This window comes from Sphingosinicella terrae, assembly GCF_003347635.1.
Classification (GTDB): Bacteria; Pseudomonadota; Alphaproteobacteria; order Sphingomonadales; family Sphingomonadaceae; genus Allosphingosinicella; species Allosphingosinicella terrae.
On sequence record NZ_QDFY01000013.1, the window covers coordinates 80,702 to 96,593 of the forward strand.

Genomic DNA, 15,892 nt, shown 5'->3' on the forward strand with positions numbered 1-15,892 from the left:
CGCGTCACCGCCATGGCCGCCCGATCCGATACCGTTGATACGCGTCCCGGCCTGTCGGGCTTCGAGCGCTTCCTTTCGGTCTGGGTGGCGCTCTGCATCGCCGCCGGGATCGCGCTCGGCCACGCCTTTCCCGGCCTGTTCGCCTCCATCGCCTCGGCGGAGCTGGCCCGCGTGAACCTGCCTGTCGCCTTGCTCGTCTGGCTGATGATCATCCCGATGCTGCTCAAGATCGACTTTGCCGCCCTCGGTTCGGTGAGGCAGCATTGGAAAGGGGTCGGCGTGACCCTGTTCATCAACTGGGCGGTCAAGCCCTTCTCGATGGCCGCGCTAGCCACCGTCTTCGTCGCCTGGCTGTTCGCGCCGCTGCTGCCGACCGACGAGATCCCCTCCTACATTGCCGGGCTCATCCTGCTCGCGGCCGCGCCCTGCACGGCAATGGTCTTCGTCTGGTCCAATCTTTGCGAAGGCGAGCCCAATTACACGCTCAGCCAGGTGGCGCTCAACGACGTGATCATGATCTTCGCCTTCGCCCCGATCGTCGGGCTCCTGCTCGGCGTGGCGTCGATCACGGTTCCCTGGGACACGCTTCTTCTCTCGGTCGTCCTCTACATCGTCATCCCGGTGATCTTCGCCCAGATCCTGCGCCGATCGAGCCTGGCCCGCGGCGGACAGCCCGCGCTCGACCGGCTGATGCAGCGGCTCGGCCCGGTGTCGCTGATCTCGCTCCTCACCACCCTGGTGCTGCTCTTCGGTTTCCAGGGAGAGGCGATCCTCGCGCAGCCGCTCGTCATCCTGCTCCTGGCGGTGCCGATCCTCTTCCAGGTCTATCTCAATGCCGGGCTGGCCTATTGGCTCAGCCGCCGGTTCGGCGTCGCCTGGTGCGTGGCCGCCCCCGCCGCGCTGATCGGGGCATCCAACTTCTTCGAGCTCGCCGTGGCGGCGGCGATCTCCCTGTTCGGGATCCAGTCGGGTGCGGCGCTGGCGACCGTGGTCGGCGTCCTCGTCGAGGTGCCGGTGATGCTCTCCGTGGTCGCCATCGCGAAGCGCACGCGCGGCTGGTACGAAAAGGCCGCCTGACGCCCGCGCGGTCCGAATAATCGGACCCTGTCATCGTTCTGTCTCCGAAACCTAACCGCCGATTTACCAACGCCGGCTAGCTGGCGCCCCGGGAGGCGACCGTGCTCAGACATTTTCTCGAAGACGAGCCGGTGACCGGGGCGGGAGACGTCGGCAAGGCCGGGCTCGACCGACTCGTCACCGACCGGACATGGATTTCCGCCGACGCGGCGCTCACCCGCGCCATCGAGATATTCCAGGCCCATCCGGGCTTGCGGCTGCTGCCGGCGATCGACAACGCCGGTCGGCCAACGGGTGCGATCTACGAGCAGGACATCCAGCGGATCCTCTTCAATCCGTTCGGCTACGCCCTGCTCAAGAATCCGAGCTTCGGCGGCGACCTTGCCCGACATGTCCGGCCCTGTCCGGCGGCGGAAGCCGACGAGTCCGTCGGTGCCCTGCTGGCGCTTCGCGCGGCGCATGCAGGCGATTTCGAGGGGGTCATCGTGACCCGCGGCGGGCGCTTCGTCGGCGTGATCAGCAGCCAGGTCCTGCTCCGCCTCGCCGCGGAACGGGACGCCGAGGTCGCCCGGCTGCGGGCCGAAAGCTACGAGCGGGTCGCCGCGGCGAGCGCCGACTTCAGCGGCGAAGCATCGCGCATGGCCGGCGACCTGCGTCAGCTATCCGACGAGCTGGCCGCGACGTCGGCGAGCGTGGCGGCACGAGCCTCGGAGAACGCGCAGCATTCGGCGATGGTGGCCAACGCGGCCGCGCAGGCCGCCGCGAACATGGTGGAGATCGGACAGAATGCCAACGCCGTGGCCGGCACCTTCCAGCGGATCGAGGCGAAGACCCGCGAAGTCAGGCTATCGGCGAGCGCAGCGGTCGCGCTGATCGCGCAAGGGACCGCGCATATGGAGGCGCTCACCGTCTCGGCCGACGAGATCGGCCAGGTGAGCGAGCTGATCGATGGAATCGCGCGCCGGACGGCGATGCTGGCCATGAACGCCACGATCGAGGCGGCGCGGGCCGGGGAGGTCGGCCGCGGCTTCGCGGTGGTCGCGGCGGAGGTGAAGAATCTCGCTGCCCAGACGCGGACCGCCGCTTCGGGCATCTCCGGTCGCGTGGCGAGCATCACCCATGCCGTGCGGCACGTGTCGACGGGGCGGGCCGGCATCGAGGGAGCCGCGCGATCGGTGGAGGAGATGACCGTAGCCGTGTTCGAGGAGATAAGCGGGCAGCGATACGGGATCGAACTGATCGCGACCAATGTCGGGGAGGCCGGTGCGGCCGCTGCCCATATCGGCGAGCGGGCGGTGGACATCCAGCGATCGGCCGCTTGCGCCGTCGAGACGACCGAGTTCATGGATCAACTCGCGTCTGCTGTCGCGGGCCAGGGCGAGGCGATGCAGCGGCGGGTGCTCGATTTCATCGAGACGGTGCGGGAAGCCTAAGGGTTTTCCCCGCGCGCGAGGAGCGCCTTTTCCCACCCGCGATTCGAACTGTCACAATTTCCGGCGACAAGGCGTCCCTGACCGATGGCGGGAGGGCAGCCGATGGATCAGAACCAATCCAAGCCGGACAGTATCGGCGCGTTCGGCATGCGCCAGTCGAAAGCGGGCCCTGGTCTCAGCCCGTCCGGAAGCCCGAGGCGGCGCTACCGCACGATCTGGATCTCCGATGTCCATCTCGGCACGCGCGGCTGCAACGCCCGGCTGCTGATCGACTTCCTCGACCATGTCGATTCCGACACGCTCTACCTGGTCGGCGACATCATCGACGGCTGGCGGATGAAGAAGCGCTTCTATTGGCCCGAGCCGCACAATGCGATCCTGCGACGGGTCATGAAGCGGGCCAAGCGCGGCACGCGCGTCGTCTACGTGCCGGGCAATCATGACGAGATGTTCCGCCAGTTCACGGGGATGAGCTTCGGCGGGGTGGAGATAAGGCGCCGGGCTATCCACGTCGCCGCCGACGGGCGCCGGCTGCTCGTCCTGCACGGCGACGAGTTCGACGCGGTCATGCTCGCGCATCGCTGGCTCGCCTTCCTCGGCGACACCGCCTACACCCTGCTGCTCAAGCTCAACGTCATCGTCAACGGCGTCCGGCGAAAGCTCGGCCTGCCCTATTGGTCGCTGTCCAAGCACGCCAAGCACAAGGTCAAGAACGCGGTCGAGTTCATCTCGCGCTTCGAGGAGACCGTCGCCCGCGAAGCCGCCCGTCTCGGAGTCGACGGCGTCGTCTGCGGTCATATCCACACCGCCGAGACGCGCCGCTTCGGCGATGTCCTCTATTACAATGACGGAGACTGGGTCGAAGGCTGCACGGCCCTGGTCGAGCATCGCGACGGCAGGATGGAGATCCTCCATTGGGCGGAGGAGGTCGCCGCCCGCGAGCACGCGAGCGCGGCGGCGCGGGCGGCCGCGTGATGCGGGTGCTCATCGTCACCGACGCCTGGGCGCCGCAGGTGAACGGCGTCGTCCGCACGCTCCTGGCGACGCGGCGCGAGCTGGAGCGGCGCGGGCACGAGGTCGCCATCATCTCGCCCGATCTGTTCCGATCGGTCGCCTGCCCGACCTATCCCGAGATCAGGCTGGCGCTGGTCGGACATCGGAGCATCGCGGGCAGGATCGCAGCATTCGCGCCGGATTCGATCCACATCGCGACGGAAGGCCCGCTCGGCCTGGCGGCGCGCCGGGCCTGCCTCGACCGGGGCTGGCGCTTCACCACCGCCTATCACACGCAGTTCCCTGATTATGTCGCGCGGCGGACCGGCCTGCCGGCCGGCTGGTTCTGGCGCTACATGAAATGGTTCCACCGGCCGTCGCAGGCGATCCTGGTGGCGACGCCGACAGTCGCCGGGCAATTGGCGAGCCATGGGCTAAGGCAGACCCGGCCCTGGGGACGCGGCGTCGACCTTGGCGGCTTCAACCCCGAGGCGGCGCCGCACCCCGCCTTCCAATCGCTGCCGAGGCCGATCCAGCTCTATGTCGGGCGGATCGCCGTGGAGAAGAATATCGGGGCCTTTCTCGCCACGCGCCGTCCCGGATCGAAGGTCGTCGTCGGCGGAGGACCCGCACTCGAGAGGCTTCGCCGCGATCATCCGGAAACGTGCTTCCTCGGGCCGCTCTCGGGCTCCGAGCTCGCCTCTGCCTACGCTTCGGCGGACGTTTTCGTCTTTCCCAGCCGGACCGACACGTTCGGCCTGGTGATGATCGAGGCGATGGCGTGCGGCACGCCGGTGGCCGCCTTTCCGGTCCCTGGTCCGCTCGACGTGCTCGATGCCGGGAGCGGGGCGATGGACGAGACTCTGGATCGGGCGATCGACGGTGCGCTCAAGCTCGATCGCGCGCGTTGCGCGGCGCGGGCCCGGGCGTTCAGCTGGGCGGAGAGCGCGCGCCAGTTCGAAGCGGCGCTGGTGCCGCTGCAGGGCGCCGCCGCTGCTGGGCCGGTTCTCGAGCGCCTTCAGCTGCGCGAGAGCGGGATCGCGCCACTCGGCTGAGGCACGTTGCCGGCGATCCGCTCGAGCAGAAGATCCCGCAGTGCGAACAGCAGACATGCCAGGATCGCGGCGAGCAGGATCGCCAGGCTCAGCGTGCCAAGGATGAATTCGCGCGCCATCGTTTCTCCCTCCGGCACGGGGCCGAGAGAAGGGATAGCGGCCTTCTGTGTCGTTTTCGCTTCAGCCCGGCGCGTGGGGCCGGAGCCCCCGGCCGGAACTCAGCGGGCCGCGCTGGCCAGCGCCTGCTCGTAATGAGCGATCGCCTCGCGCGCGAGCCGATCGGTGGTCGTCACCCGGCCGCCGGCGGTGACGATCTCCTCCGGATGACGATCGGCCATCGCGTCGCGCCAGACGGCGAGAGCCTGGCCGGTGCGGCCGGTCGCCATATAGACCCGTCCGAGATTAACGAGCCGCGCCGGATTGTCGCGGGCGAGACCGCGATCCTCCTCGAGCAGTCGCTCGGCGGTAGCCCAGTCGCCGCGCTCGATCGCGGCCACGGCAAGCGACCCGGCCGGAAATCCTTCTTCCATCGTCTGGGCATAGGCGCTCGTCCCCATAGCAAGGGCGGCGGCGCCGAAAGCGATCAGGGCAATCCTCTTCATGTCTCGTCTCCCGCAAGTTCCATTGCGGTGATTTTTCACCTCCATGACAGTCGCGCAATAGAAGTATGACATTTGTGTTACAAACGCCTGCGAAAATCCGGAACGAGAGGGCTACGGGCCGCGGCGGGCCGTGCGGACGCCACCGCGCCGACCCAATAGTGTAACATTTCCGCATCAAAGGGGATGAAGGCCGCCGGAGCGCTTCGATGCCCCACGAAGTGGAACTGAAGTTCGATCTCGATGCCGACGGCCCGGCCCTCGTCGGCGCCGCCGGTGCGCTCGCGACCACGCCCACCGACGTCCGCGAACATGAAACGGTCTACTTCGACACGCCCGACCGGCGGCTGCACAAGGCCGGCTATTCGCTCCGCGTCCGGCGATCCGGGGAGCGCTGCATCCAGACGATCAAGCGCCGGAACGGCGGCTCGGTCGGGCTGTTCGTCCGGGACGAGTGGGAGAGCGAGGTCTCCGGTTTCGATATCGCCCGCGCCGATCTTGCCGCCGGTGCGCTGAAGGATGTGCTGTCGCGCGCCGAAACCGCGAGCCTCGTGCCGCTGGTCACGACCCGATTCCGGCGCACCCGATGGCTCATCGAGCGGGGATCCGGCCGAATCGAGGTCGCCCTGGACGAGGGCGAAGTCGGCTGCGCAGCGGACCGGGCGCCGATCCGCGAGCTCGAGCTGGAGTTGCTCGAGGGCAAGCCGGGAACCCTGTTCAGGCTGGCCGAGGAGATCGGCACCGCCGTGCCGCTCCGGCTCGGCGTGTTGAGCAAGGGCGAGCGCGGCTACGCGCTTGCCGACGGACGGCTCGGCATCGCGGCGAAATCCGAACCCGTGCGCCTGGCCGACGGCATGGAATTGGGCGAAGCCTTCCGGCTCGTCGCCTCGTCCTGCCTGCGGCACTTCCGTCTCAACGAGATCGCCTTGATGGGCGGCGGCGACGGCGAGGCCGTGCACCAGGCGCGGGTCGCCATGCGCCGGCTGAGGACCGCGCTTTCGCTGTTCCGCCCGATGCTGGTCGGGAACGACTTCCAGCATCTGCGCCGCGAGCTGCGCTGGGCGACCCGCCAGCTGGGGGAGGCGCGCGATCTCGACGTGCTCGTCGGGCGGCAGGGCGCGTCGACGGCGCAGGAGCTGCTGGATGCGCGCGACGAGGCGCACGATCAACTCCGGGCCGTGCTTCGAGGCGCGCGCGCCCGCGCTTTGATGCTCCGCCTCGCCTTGTGGATCGAAGGCGGTGCCTGGCGCTACCGCAAGCGCTCCGGCGGCGCGCTCGCGCCGTTCGCGACGGCGCAGCTCGACCGGCTGTGGAACAAGGTTCAGCGCCGCGGCGCGCGGCTCGCGGAGATTGGCGACGAGGCTCGCCATCGGCTGCGGATCGACGTCAAGAAGCTGCGTTACTCGGCGGAGTTCCTGTCGGGGCTCCACGGCAGCAAGCCGGCCGGGCGTCGGCGCGACTCCTTCCTCGCGGCGCTGCGCGACCTGCAGGAAAGTCTCGGCGATCTGAACGATCTGCGTGTTTTCGGCGCCGTCGAGACGGAAGCGGAGGCGACAGCCGCGGCGCTGACGGATTCGGCCAAGGCCTTCGATCGGGCCGCACGCTCCGCCGGCTACTGGCACGGCGCCTAGGGAAGGACGCGCGCCTTAACTTCCGATGGAACCCGGTCCGTCCAGCACCTATGATTCGCCGATGGAGCCTGCGGCCGATCCGGCCGCGCCCGCAGCGCACGGAGCGGGGATGGAGGGAAGATCGACCTCGCGCCGGGCGTCGGCGCTGTTGCTCGGCGGCATCGGGCTGGCGGCCGCCTTGCTGGCGGGAGCGCCGCTTCTGGCCGCGCTGCTCGCCTTGCTGGCCGGTGCGGCGGCGGTCCTGCTCCTGCGGCCCGCGCCGCCGGCGGTGCCGGCGATCGTCGCCGCGCAGCGCGAATCGGACAATGATGCCGCCATCTTGAGGGTCGAGGAGCTGCTGGGTTCGCTCGACGAGCCTGCCTTGCTCGTGCGCGATCGACGGGTCCGCGGCGCCAACGAGGCGGCGCGCCTATTGCTCGGCGCTCACATCGAAGGGACCGACGTCAGGCTGGCGCTCCGGCACCCGGCCGCCGCGGAGCGCCTGACCGGCGAGGGCCCGGGCGAAGGCCGGACCGAGCTGATCGGCTTGGGTGGGGCCGAGCGCCAGTGGCTGATGCGGGTGAAGCGCCTGTCCGACGGCAGCCGGCTCGTGCGGCTCACGGACCTCAGCCAGATCCGCGCGGCCGAGCAGATGCGTGCCGACTTCATCGCCAATGCCAGCCATGAGCTGCGAACGCCGCTCGCCACCCTGCTTGGATTTCTCGAGACCCTGCAGGACGACGAGACGGCGAGCGACGCCCAGACCCGCCGGCGCTTCATCGAGATCATGACCGGCGAGGCCTCGCGGATGCGCGCCATCATCGACGACCTGATCTCGCTGTCGCGGATCGAGTCGGAGCGTTTCGACGCGCCGGCAGAACCGGTCGACCTCGTTCCCCTGATCCAGTCGGTGAAGGAGAGCGTGTCGGTGCTGAGCGACAGGAGAGGCTCGCCGGTGGAGATCGAGGTGGAGGCACCGGCGCCGATCGTGGCCGGCGACCGTGCCCAGCTCGCGCAGCTGCTGCGCAACCTCGTCACCAACGCCCTCAATTACGGCCGGTCCGGCGCGCCGGTCCGCATCCGTATCGAGGAAGGCGGCGGCGGCATGCTGCGGATCCGGGTCATCGACCAGGGCGAGGGCATTCCGGCCGACCAGATTCCGCGGCTGACCGAGCGCTTCTACCGGGTCGATGCCGGCCGCAGCCGCGCCGTCGGCGGCACCGGGCTCGGCCTCGCCATCGCCAAGCATATCGCGCTTCGCCATCGGGGACGGCTGGAGATCGTCAGCAAGCTGGGAGAGGGCACTTCGGTCCGGGTCCATCTACCCCGCGCCTGACTTCATTGTCACAAAAGTGAAATGGATCTGACGCGTCCATGTCACTTCGCCGTCATAGGGACAGTCCCGGACCGGGCGGGCGAGGCCGCCCTTCAGGAGTGACGCAGATGAAGCTGCCGGTCTGGCTGATGGCTGCCACGATGCTCGCGGGCGCCGCGCCCGCATCGGCCCAGCCGTCGAGCGACGTGGCGGCGGAGATCGCCGCGCTGCGGGCGCAGGTCGACGCCCTGCAGGCGCGGATGGCCGAGCTCGAGGCCCGCGCCGCCGCCCCGCAATCGGCCCCGGCCGCCGCGGCCGGGCAGAGCGCGCCGGCGGCGGTCCGGACCGCCGCGGCGGAGGAGGCGCCGAACGTCCGCTTCCGTGGCGCGCCCGAGATCACCGCTCCGGGGGGCTGGTCCTTCAAGCCGCGCGGCCGGCTGCAATATGACGTGGCGTACGTGTCGCGCCCGGACGGTATCGACGATCCCGGCCTCGGCTTCTCGAACGAACTGCGCCGCGCCCGGCTGGGGGTCGAAGGCGACATTCCCGGCGGCTTCGGCTACGTGTTCGAGCTCGACTTCGCCGGCGAGGATGTCGAGATCATCGACGCGCTGCTGAGCTACGAAGCCTCCGATGCGCTGAGGCTGACCTTGGGCCAGCACAACAATTTCCAGTCGCTCGAAGAGCTGACCAGCTCGCGCTTCACCTCCTTCATCGAGCGGGCGGCCTTCACCGATGCCTTCAACTTCGAGCGCCGGGTCGGGCTGTCCGCGACGCTGAGCCATGGCGACCTCTTCGCCCAGGCCGGAATCTTCACCGACAATATCGCCGATCTCAGTGACGATGCGAATGACGGCGGCGGCGTCGACGGCCGCATCGTCTATGCGCCCAGGCTCGGCGAGACCCAGCTCCATCTCGGCGGTTCGGCCCACTGGCGAGACAATGGCGAACTCGCGGCGACCGCCGCGACCCGCTACCGGCAGCGGCCGCTGGCGCACAGCACCGACGTGCGCTTCATCGGCACGCCGGCGCTGCCGATCGAGCAGGAGACCAGCTACGGCGTCGAGGCGGCGATCATCCACGGCCCCTTCCATGCGGTCGGCGAGGCCCATTGGCTCGAGGCCGATCCGCTCGGCCCCGGCGCCGGGCAGACCTTTTTCGGCGCCTATGCCGAGATCGGCTGGTTCATCACCGGCGAGAGCCGCGGCTACAAGGACGGCCGCTTCGACCGCACCCGGGTCTCGCGACCCGTCGAGGAGGGCGGCGTCGGCGCCTTTCAGCTGAACCTGCGCTACGACCGGCTCGATCTCGATTCGGGAACGATTCTCGGCGGCACTCAGGACGGCATGCAGGCCTCGCTCATCTGGATACCGACGGACCATGTCCGCTTCCTGATCAATTACGCGCGGCTGGACTATGACAATGCCAGCCTTCCCGCTGCCGACGGCGACCGCGACTACAGCGTCGACGTCGTCGCCGCGCGCGCGCAGATCGACTTCTGAGGGCGGGGGCATGGCTCGTCATCACACTGTCATCAATCCCTCACAAGGAAATCCGCGGGGGCCGAAATTCGCGTCCGCCGCGGCCGAAAACGCCAGCCCAAGGAGGCGCAATTGAAGAAATCCCTCATGACGTTGGTCGCGGCGACCCTCGCGCTCGCCGCCTGCGGCCCCGGTCCCACCGGTGGCGGCGGTGGTGAAGCGGCCTCGCGCCAACAGATCCGGATCGTCGGCTCGTCGACCGTCTATCCGTTCTCGCGGGCCGTGGCGGAGCGCTTCGCCCAGGCCAATCCCGGCTTCGCCGCGCCGATCGTCGAATCGACCGGCACCGGCGGCGGCATGAACCTTTTCTGCGGCGGCGTCGGCGCCCAGTATCCCGACGTCAGCAACGCGTCGCGCCGGATCAAGGCAAGCGAGATCGAGCTGTGCAACCGCAACGGCGTCAACCAGGTGATCGAGCTTCCCGTCGGGATCGACGGACTCGCCCTGATCGAATCCGCGACCCGATCGACCGGCTTCCAGCTGACCGAGCGCGACGTCTATGCCGCCCTCGCCGCCAATCCGTTCGGCCGCGCGCAGACGGCGCGGACCTGGCGGGACGTCAACCCCGCGCTTCCGGCGGTCGCGATCCGCGTCTACGGTCCGCCGCCCACGTCGGGCACGCGCGACAGCTTCGCCGAGCTGATCCTGGACAGGGGATGCAATTCCGATCCGGCGATGCAGGCGCTGAAGGAGAGCGACGAGGACCGGCACAAGCATGTCTGCACCCAGATCCGCGAGGACGGGGCCTATATCGAGGCCGGCGAGAACGACAATCTGCTCGTCCAGCGCGTCTCGGAGAATGAGGGGGCGGTCGGCGTGCTCGGCTATTCCTTCCTCGAAGAGAATGCATCCCGGGTCCGCGGCATCCCGATCGGCGGAGTCACGCCGACGGCGGAGACGATCTCCAACTTCACCTATCCGGGTGCGCGCAAGCTCTACATCTACGTGAAGGGCGAGCATCTGAACGTCATTCCCGGACTGCGGGAGTTCCTCCGGGCATGGGCCCAGGGCTGGGCGCCAGGCGGATATCTGAGCCAGCACGGCCTCATTCCCCTGCCCGATGCCGAGCGGCAGGCCGCCGAGGCGACGGTGCAGAATCCGACGCCGATTACGGCTGCGAACCTCCAGTAGATAGGTTATCGGGCGCCGGTGCCCCGACGGGTCCGGCGCCCGTGCTTGCGGAGACTGAACAGTGTCGCTCGGCGCCATAACGCTGCTGATCCTCGGCCTGGGCGTCGTCGCCTGGCTGGCGGCGCGCGCCCGGGCCGCGGCCTTCGCCGCGCCGGACCGACCGAGGCCGCACTCGCTGCCGGGCCAGCATGGCTGGTACGTGGCGCTGTGGACGGCGGTGCCGGCCCTGATCTTCCTCGCCATCTGGCGGCAGGTTTCGGGAAATCTCATCTACGCCAGCGTCATGGCGAGCCCGGAGGCCGCTGCGCTCCCGGCCTTCGACATGCAGCGTCAGGCGATCCTGAGCGAGGCCTATGCGCTGGCCACCGGCCGGGCCGAGACCGCGTTCAATCCGCAGGCCGGAATCCTCGCGCCGGTCTACGAGAGCGCGATCGGCTTCTACAACTGGATCGGGCTGGCGGTGGCGCTCCTCGTCGCCTTCGCCGGCGGCGCCTGGGCCTATAGCCGGGTCTCCCCGCAATTCCGGGCGCGCACGCGGGTCGAGCGCATCATCATGATGGGCCTGCTGGTCGCCTCGCTGATCGCGATCCTGACCACCCTCGGCATCGTCCTGTCCCTGCTCTTCGAGTCGCTGCGCTTCTTCTCGATGGTCTCGCCCGTCGAGTTCCTGTTCGGGCTGAACTGGAGCCCGCAAATGGCGATCCGCGCCGACCAGGCCGGCTCGTCCGGCGCCTTCGGCGCGATCCCGCTCTTCTGGGGCACGATCTTCATCGGCGCGATCATCGCGATGATCGTCGCGATCCCGCTCGGCCTGATGAGCGCCATCTATCTCACCCAATATGCAAGCTCGCGCCTGCGTGCCTGGATGAAGCCGCTGCTCGAAATCCTCGCCGGCGTGCCGACGGTGGTCTACGGCTATTTTGCCGCGCTGACGGTGGCGCCGGCGGTGCGCGACCTCGGCCTTTCTATCGGCATCCCCGCCTCCACCGAGTCGGCGCTCGCCGCCGGCCTGGTGATGGGGATCATGATCATCCCGTTCGTGTCTTCCATGGCCGACGATTCGATCGCCGCCGTGCCGCAGGCGATGCGCGACGGCTCGCTGGCGATGGGCGCGACCACGTCCGAGACGATCCGCAAGGTGCTGGTGCCTGCGGCCCTTCCCGGAGTCGTCGGCGGCGTCCTGCTCGCGGTCAGCCGCGCGATCGGCGAGACGATGATCGTCGTCATGGCGGCAGGCCTCGCCGCCAACCTCACGGCCAACCCGTTCGACAGCGTCACCACGGTGACGACCCAGATCGTCCAGCTGCTGACCGGGGACCAGGAATTCGACAGCCCGAAGACGCTCGCCGCCTTCGCGCTGGGCCTCGTCCTGTTCATGGTGACGCTGGCGCTCAACATCGTCGCCCTTCGGGTCGTCAAGAAGTACCGCGAAGCCTATGACTGACATGGCCGCCTCGATCGACCCGAGCCCGACCGACTGGAACGGCGAGGCGATGCGCCGGCGCATTCGCCGGCGCTACGCCGCCGAGCGCCGCTTCAAGCTGCTCGGCCTGGCCGCGATCCTCGTCTCGGCGGGCTTCCTCGCCTTCCTGCTGGTGACCATGTTCAGCAACGGGATCAGTGGCTTCGCGCGAAGCGAGGTCCGGCTGGACGTGGATTTCCCGCGCAGCAGCCTGTTCCTGGACCCTGCGGCACTCGAGGGTTTCGGCGCCGACCAGGCGCTCGCCGGGGCCGACTTCCCGGAGGCGCTGAACGAGGCGGCGCAGGCGCAATATGGAGATTCCGGCCGCAGCCTGTTCTCGGAAGGCGCCTGGATCGGCCTGCGCGACGCGGTGCGGGACGATCCCTCCCTGCTCGGCCGCCGCGCGACCTTATGGCTGCCGGCTTCCACCGCGATCGACATCGCCGCCAAAGGCGAAGGCGAGGCGGAGGCCGAACGGCTCAAGGCTCGGCTCGCCGAGGCGGGGAGGGTCCGCACCGGCATCAACTGGACCTTCCTTCGCGGATCGGATTCGACCGATCCCTCCGCGGTCGGCATCTGGGGCGCGTTCAAGGGCTCGCTGCTGACGATGATCGTCACGCTCCTGATCGCCTTCCCGATCGGCGTCCTGTCGGCCGTCTATCTGGAGGAATATGCGCCGAGGAACCGCTGGACCGACATGATCGAGGTCTCGATCAACAATCTGGCCGCGGTGCCATCGATCATCTTCGGGCTGCTCGGCCTCGCGATCTTCCTCAACGTGATGCACCTGCCGCGCTCCGCGCCTCTGGTCGGCGGCCTCACCTTGGCGTTGATGACGATGCCGGTCATCGTCATCGCCGGCCGCAACGCGATCAAGTCGGTGCCGCCGTCGATCCGCGACGCGGCGCTCGGCATCGGCGCCAGCCGGATCCAGGTCGTCTTCCACCACGTGCTGCCGCTGGCCCTGCCGGGCATCCTCACCGGCACGATCATCGGCATGGCCCGCGCGCTCGGCGAGACGGCGCCCCTGCTGATGATCGGCATGCGCGCCTTCGTCGCCGCGCCGCCGGGCGGCTTTGCCGATCCGGCGAGCGTGCTGCCGGTCCAGATCTTCCTCTGGTCCGACGAGGTCAGTCGCGGCTTCGTCGAGAAGACCTCCGCCGCGATCATCGTGCTGCTGGTCTTCCTGCTCGCGATGAACGGCCTCGCCATCTATCTCCGCAACAAGTTCGAGCGCCGCTGGTGACCCATGGCTGATATGATCCAATCCCCCATCCAGGCGGCCGATGCCGCCGCCTCGTCGCCGAAGATGACCGCGCGCGGCGTCAGCGTCTTCTACGGCGAGAAGAAGGCGGTCGACGACGTGTCGATCGACATCCACCGCGAGCATGTGACCGCGTTCATCGGCCCTTCCGGCTGCGGCAAGTCGACCTTCCTGCGGACGCTCAACCGGATGAACGACACGATCGGCAGCGCCCGGGTCGAAGGCCGCATCGAGCTGGACAGCGAGGACATCTATGCCTCGTCGATGGACGTGGTTCAGCTGCGCGCGCGGGTCGGAATGGTCTTCCAGAAGCCCAACCCGTTTCCGAAGTCGATCTTCGAGAATGTCGCCTACGGACCGCGGATCCACGGGCTCGCCGCCGGCAAGGCCGAGCTCGACGTCATCGTCGAGCGCTCCTTGCGCCGCGCCGGCCTGTGGGACGAGGTCAAGGACCGGCTGGCCGAGAGCGGGACGGCGCTGTCGGGCGGGCAGCAGCAGCGCCTGTGCATCGCCCGCGCCATCGCCGTCGATCCGGAGGTCATCCTGATGGACGAGCCGGCCTCGGCGCTCGATCCGATCGCCACCGCGCGCATCGAGGAGCTGATCCACGAGCTCAGGGGTAATTACGCGATCGTCATCGTCACCCACAACATGCAGCAGGCGGCGCGGGTGTCGCAGCGGACCGCCTTCTTCCATCTCGGCGTGCTCGTCGAATATGGCGAGACCTCGGCGATCTTCACCAATCCGCGCGAGACCCGCACCAAGGATTACATCACCGGCCGATACGGCTGAAGTTTTCGATGCCGCGATTTCCGAGTCGTCGCACAATCTGTCCGACTAGAAATCGCTAATGTCATACGCGCGTCACAGGACGCGGCGAGGAGCGAGATCATGGCGACCACCGGCCACACCGTCAAAGCCTTCGACGAGGAGCTCGACCAGCTCCGCGCCACCATCTGCGAGATGGGGGGGCTCGCCGAGGCGGCGATCAGGGATTCGATGCAGGCGCTGGCGCGCCGCGATGCCGAGCTGGCCCGCGCGGTCGTCGAGCGGGACCGCCGCATCGACGCGCTCGAGGCCGAGGTCGAGCGCAACGCCGTCCAGATCATCGCGCTGAGGGCGCCGATGGCGGACGACCTGCGCGACGTGGTTGCGGCGCTCAAGATCGCCGGCGTGGTCGAGCGGATCGGCGACTATGCCAAGAATATCGCCAAGCGGGTCCACAGCATCGAGGACAGCAAGATCAGGCCGATCTCGCTGCTCCCGGAGATGGCGAGGATCGCCGGCGAGATGGTGCAGAACGTGCTCGACGCCTTTGCGGCGCGCGACGCGCAGAAGGCCGCGCAGGTGTGCGAGCGCGACGCGGCGGTCGACGATTTCTACAATGCCATCTTCCGCGCGCTGCTCACCCACATGATGGAAAATCCGCACAACATCACCCCAGCGACGCACCTGCTGTTCGTCGCCAAGAACCTCGAGCGGATCGGCGACCATGCCACCAACGTCGCCGAGATGGTCTATTTCGCCGCCACCGGCGAGCATCTCTCCGACCGGCCCAAGGGCGCGGACGCGACCGATATCGCCGCCGGGGACATCGAGCCCCAGGGAAGCTGATGCCCAACAAAGCCCGAATCCTGCTCGTCGAGGACGACCGTGCCCTCGTCGAGCTCCTCGTCTTTCACCTGTCGCGCGAGGAATATGACATCGCCACCACGGCGGACGGCGAGGAGGCGCTGCTGCTGGCGCGCGAGACGGTTCCCGACGTCGTCATCCTCGACTGGATGATCGAGGGCGTGTCCGGAATCGAGGTCTGCCGCCGGCTGCGGCGCAACCCCGACACGGCGCAGGTGCCGATCATCATGCTGACCGCGCGTGGCGAGGAGGCCGACCGCATCCGCGGCCTCGAGACCGGTGCCGACGACTATGTCACCAAGCCGTTCAGCCCGCGCGAGCTCGTCGCCCGGGTCGGCGCCCAGCTCCGCCGTTCCCGGCCGGCTCTGGCCGGGGAGCAATTGCGCTATGCCGATCTCGAGATGGATCTCGTCGCGCACAGGGTGAAGCGGAGCGGCGAGACCCTGTCGCTCGGCCCCACCGAGTTCCGACTGCTCCGCCATTTCCTCGAGCGCCCCGGCCGGGTCTTCTCGCGCGAGCGGCTGCTCGATGCGGTTTGGGGCCATGACAGCGACATCGAGCTGCGCACGGTCGACGTCCATATCCGCCGGCTGCGAAAGGCGATCAATGTCGGCGGCCGGCCCGACATCATCCGCACCGTCCGCTCGGCCGGCTACGCCCTGGACTCGGAAGGCGCCCTCTAAATCGGGGACATGGCGTAATTGAGATAGGCCCATCCTCCTGCTGATACGAAGTCGGCACGAAGCCGCTTCAAGGAGGAGGATGGACCCATGGCTATGT

At 68.7% G+C, this 15,892-nt stretch carries 15 protein-coding genes; 13 read left to right on the forward strand and 2 right to left on the reverse strand.

The annotated features are described in order from the left end of the window. Positions 1–12 precede the first annotated feature (12 nt). From arsB to DDE10_RS19650, 4 genes are all read left to right on the forward strand, one after another. The gene (gene arsB / locus DDE10_RS19635) at positions 13–1,077 is read left to right on the forward strand and encodes an ACR3 family arsenite efflux transporter (RefSeq protein WP_114954504.1); all 1,065 of its coding nucleotides are present in this window, start codon (positions 13–15) and stop codon (positions 1,075–1,077) included. Positions 1,078–1,178: 101 nt separating this feature from the next. After that, on the forward strand, positions 1,179–2,510 hold the full coding sequence (locus DDE10_RS19640; RefSeq protein ID WP_114954505.1) for a methyl-accepting chemotaxis protein: 1,332 nt from the start codon (positions 1,179–1,181) through the stop codon (positions 2,508–2,510). Positions 2,511–2,657: 147 nt separating this feature from the next. Continuing rightward, positions 2,658–3,485 carry a UDP-2,3-diacylglucosamine diphosphatase gene (locus DDE10_RS19645; protein WP_114954515.1) on the forward strand — a complete coding sequence of 276 codons (828 nt, stop codon included), beginning with the start codon at positions 2,658–2,660 and terminating at the stop codon, positions 3,483–3,485. Next, complete coding sequence (locus tag DDE10_RS19650; RefSeq protein ID WP_114954516.1) at positions 3,485–4,558, forward strand: glycosyltransferase family 4 protein; 1,074 nt, start codon at positions 3,485–3,487, stop codon at positions 4,556–4,558. Before DDE10_RS19645 ends, DDE10_RS19650 begins: the two co-directional genes overlap by 1 nt. Here DDE10_RS19650 and DDE10_RS23600 read toward each other — a convergent pair. Together DDE10_RS23600 and DDE10_RS19655 are read right to left on the reverse strand one after the other, a co-directional pair. Further along, complete coding sequence (locus DDE10_RS23600) at positions 4,522–4,677, reverse strand: hypothetical protein (RefSeq protein WP_162806748.1); 156 nt, start codon at positions 4,675–4,677, stop codon at positions 4,522–4,524. The genes DDE10_RS19650 and DDE10_RS23600 overlap by 37 nt on opposite strands. A gap of 99 nt (positions 4,678–4,776) precedes the next feature. Then, a complete protein-coding gene (locus DDE10_RS19655) occupies positions 4,777–5,160 on the reverse strand; it encodes a tetratricopeptide repeat protein (RefSeq protein ID WP_162806749.1) in 384 nt (127 codons plus the stop codon). A 206-nt stretch (positions 5,161–5,366) separates the two neighbouring features. Between DDE10_RS19655 and DDE10_RS19660 the strand changes: the two genes are divergently transcribed. From DDE10_RS19660 to phoB, 9 genes are all read left to right on the forward strand, one after another. Continuing rightward, on the forward strand, positions 5,367–6,788 hold the full coding sequence (locus DDE10_RS19660) for a CYTH and CHAD domain-containing protein (RefSeq protein ID WP_114954507.1): 1,422 nt from the start codon (positions 5,367–5,369) through the stop codon (positions 6,786–6,788). Positions 6,789–6,897: 109 nt separating this feature from the next. Further along, a complete protein-coding gene (locus DDE10_RS19665) occupies positions 6,898–8,103 on the forward strand; it encodes an ATP-binding protein (RefSeq protein ID WP_114954517.1) in 1,206 nt (401 codons plus the stop codon). 107 nt (positions 8,104–8,210) lie between these two features. Continuing rightward, positions 8,211–9,584 carry an OprO/OprP family phosphate-selective porin gene (locus tag DDE10_RS19670; protein ID WP_284734781.1) on the forward strand — a complete coding sequence of 458 codons (1,374 nt, stop codon included), beginning with the start codon at positions 8,211–8,213 and terminating at the stop codon, positions 9,582–9,584. Positions 9,585–9,710: 126 nt separating this feature from the next. Further along, on the forward strand, positions 9,711–10,754 hold the full coding sequence (locus DDE10_RS19675) for a substrate-binding domain-containing protein (RefSeq protein ID WP_114954519.1): 1,044 nt from the start codon (positions 9,711–9,713) through the stop codon (positions 10,752–10,754). Between the two features lie 61 nt (positions 10,755–10,815). Continuing rightward, positions 10,816–12,198 carry a phosphate ABC transporter permease subunit PstC gene (pstC, locus tag DDE10_RS19680; protein ID WP_114954508.1) on the forward strand — a complete coding sequence of 461 codons (1,383 nt, stop codon included), beginning with the start codon at positions 10,816–10,818 and terminating at the stop codon, positions 12,196–12,198. After that, a complete protein-coding gene (gene pstA / locus DDE10_RS19685; RefSeq protein ID WP_432653744.1) occupies positions 12,191–13,462 on the forward strand; it encodes a phosphate ABC transporter permease PstA in 1,272 nt (423 codons plus the stop codon). The genes pstC and pstA overlap by 8 nt, the downstream gene beginning before the upstream one ends. A 3-nt stretch (positions 13,463–13,465) precedes the next feature. After that, positions 13,466–14,272, forward strand: a complete 807-nt coding sequence (pstB, locus tag DDE10_RS19690; RefSeq protein ID WP_284734783.1) for a phosphate ABC transporter ATP-binding protein PstB — start codon at positions 13,466–13,468, stop codon at positions 14,270–14,272. 99 nt (positions 14,273–14,371) lie between these two features. Next, positions 14,372–15,094 carry a phosphate signaling complex protein PhoU gene (gene phoU, locus DDE10_RS19695; RefSeq protein WP_114954511.1) on the forward strand — a complete coding sequence of 241 codons (723 nt, stop codon included), beginning with the start codon at positions 14,372–14,374 and terminating at the stop codon, positions 15,092–15,094. Next, on the forward strand, positions 15,094–15,795 hold the full coding sequence (gene phoB, locus DDE10_RS19700; protein ID WP_114954512.1) for a phosphate regulon transcriptional regulator PhoB: 702 nt from the start codon (positions 15,094–15,096) through the stop codon (positions 15,793–15,795). Before phoU ends, phoB begins: the two co-directional genes overlap by 1 nt. The last annotated feature ends 97 nt before the right edge of the window (positions 15,796–15,892 follow it).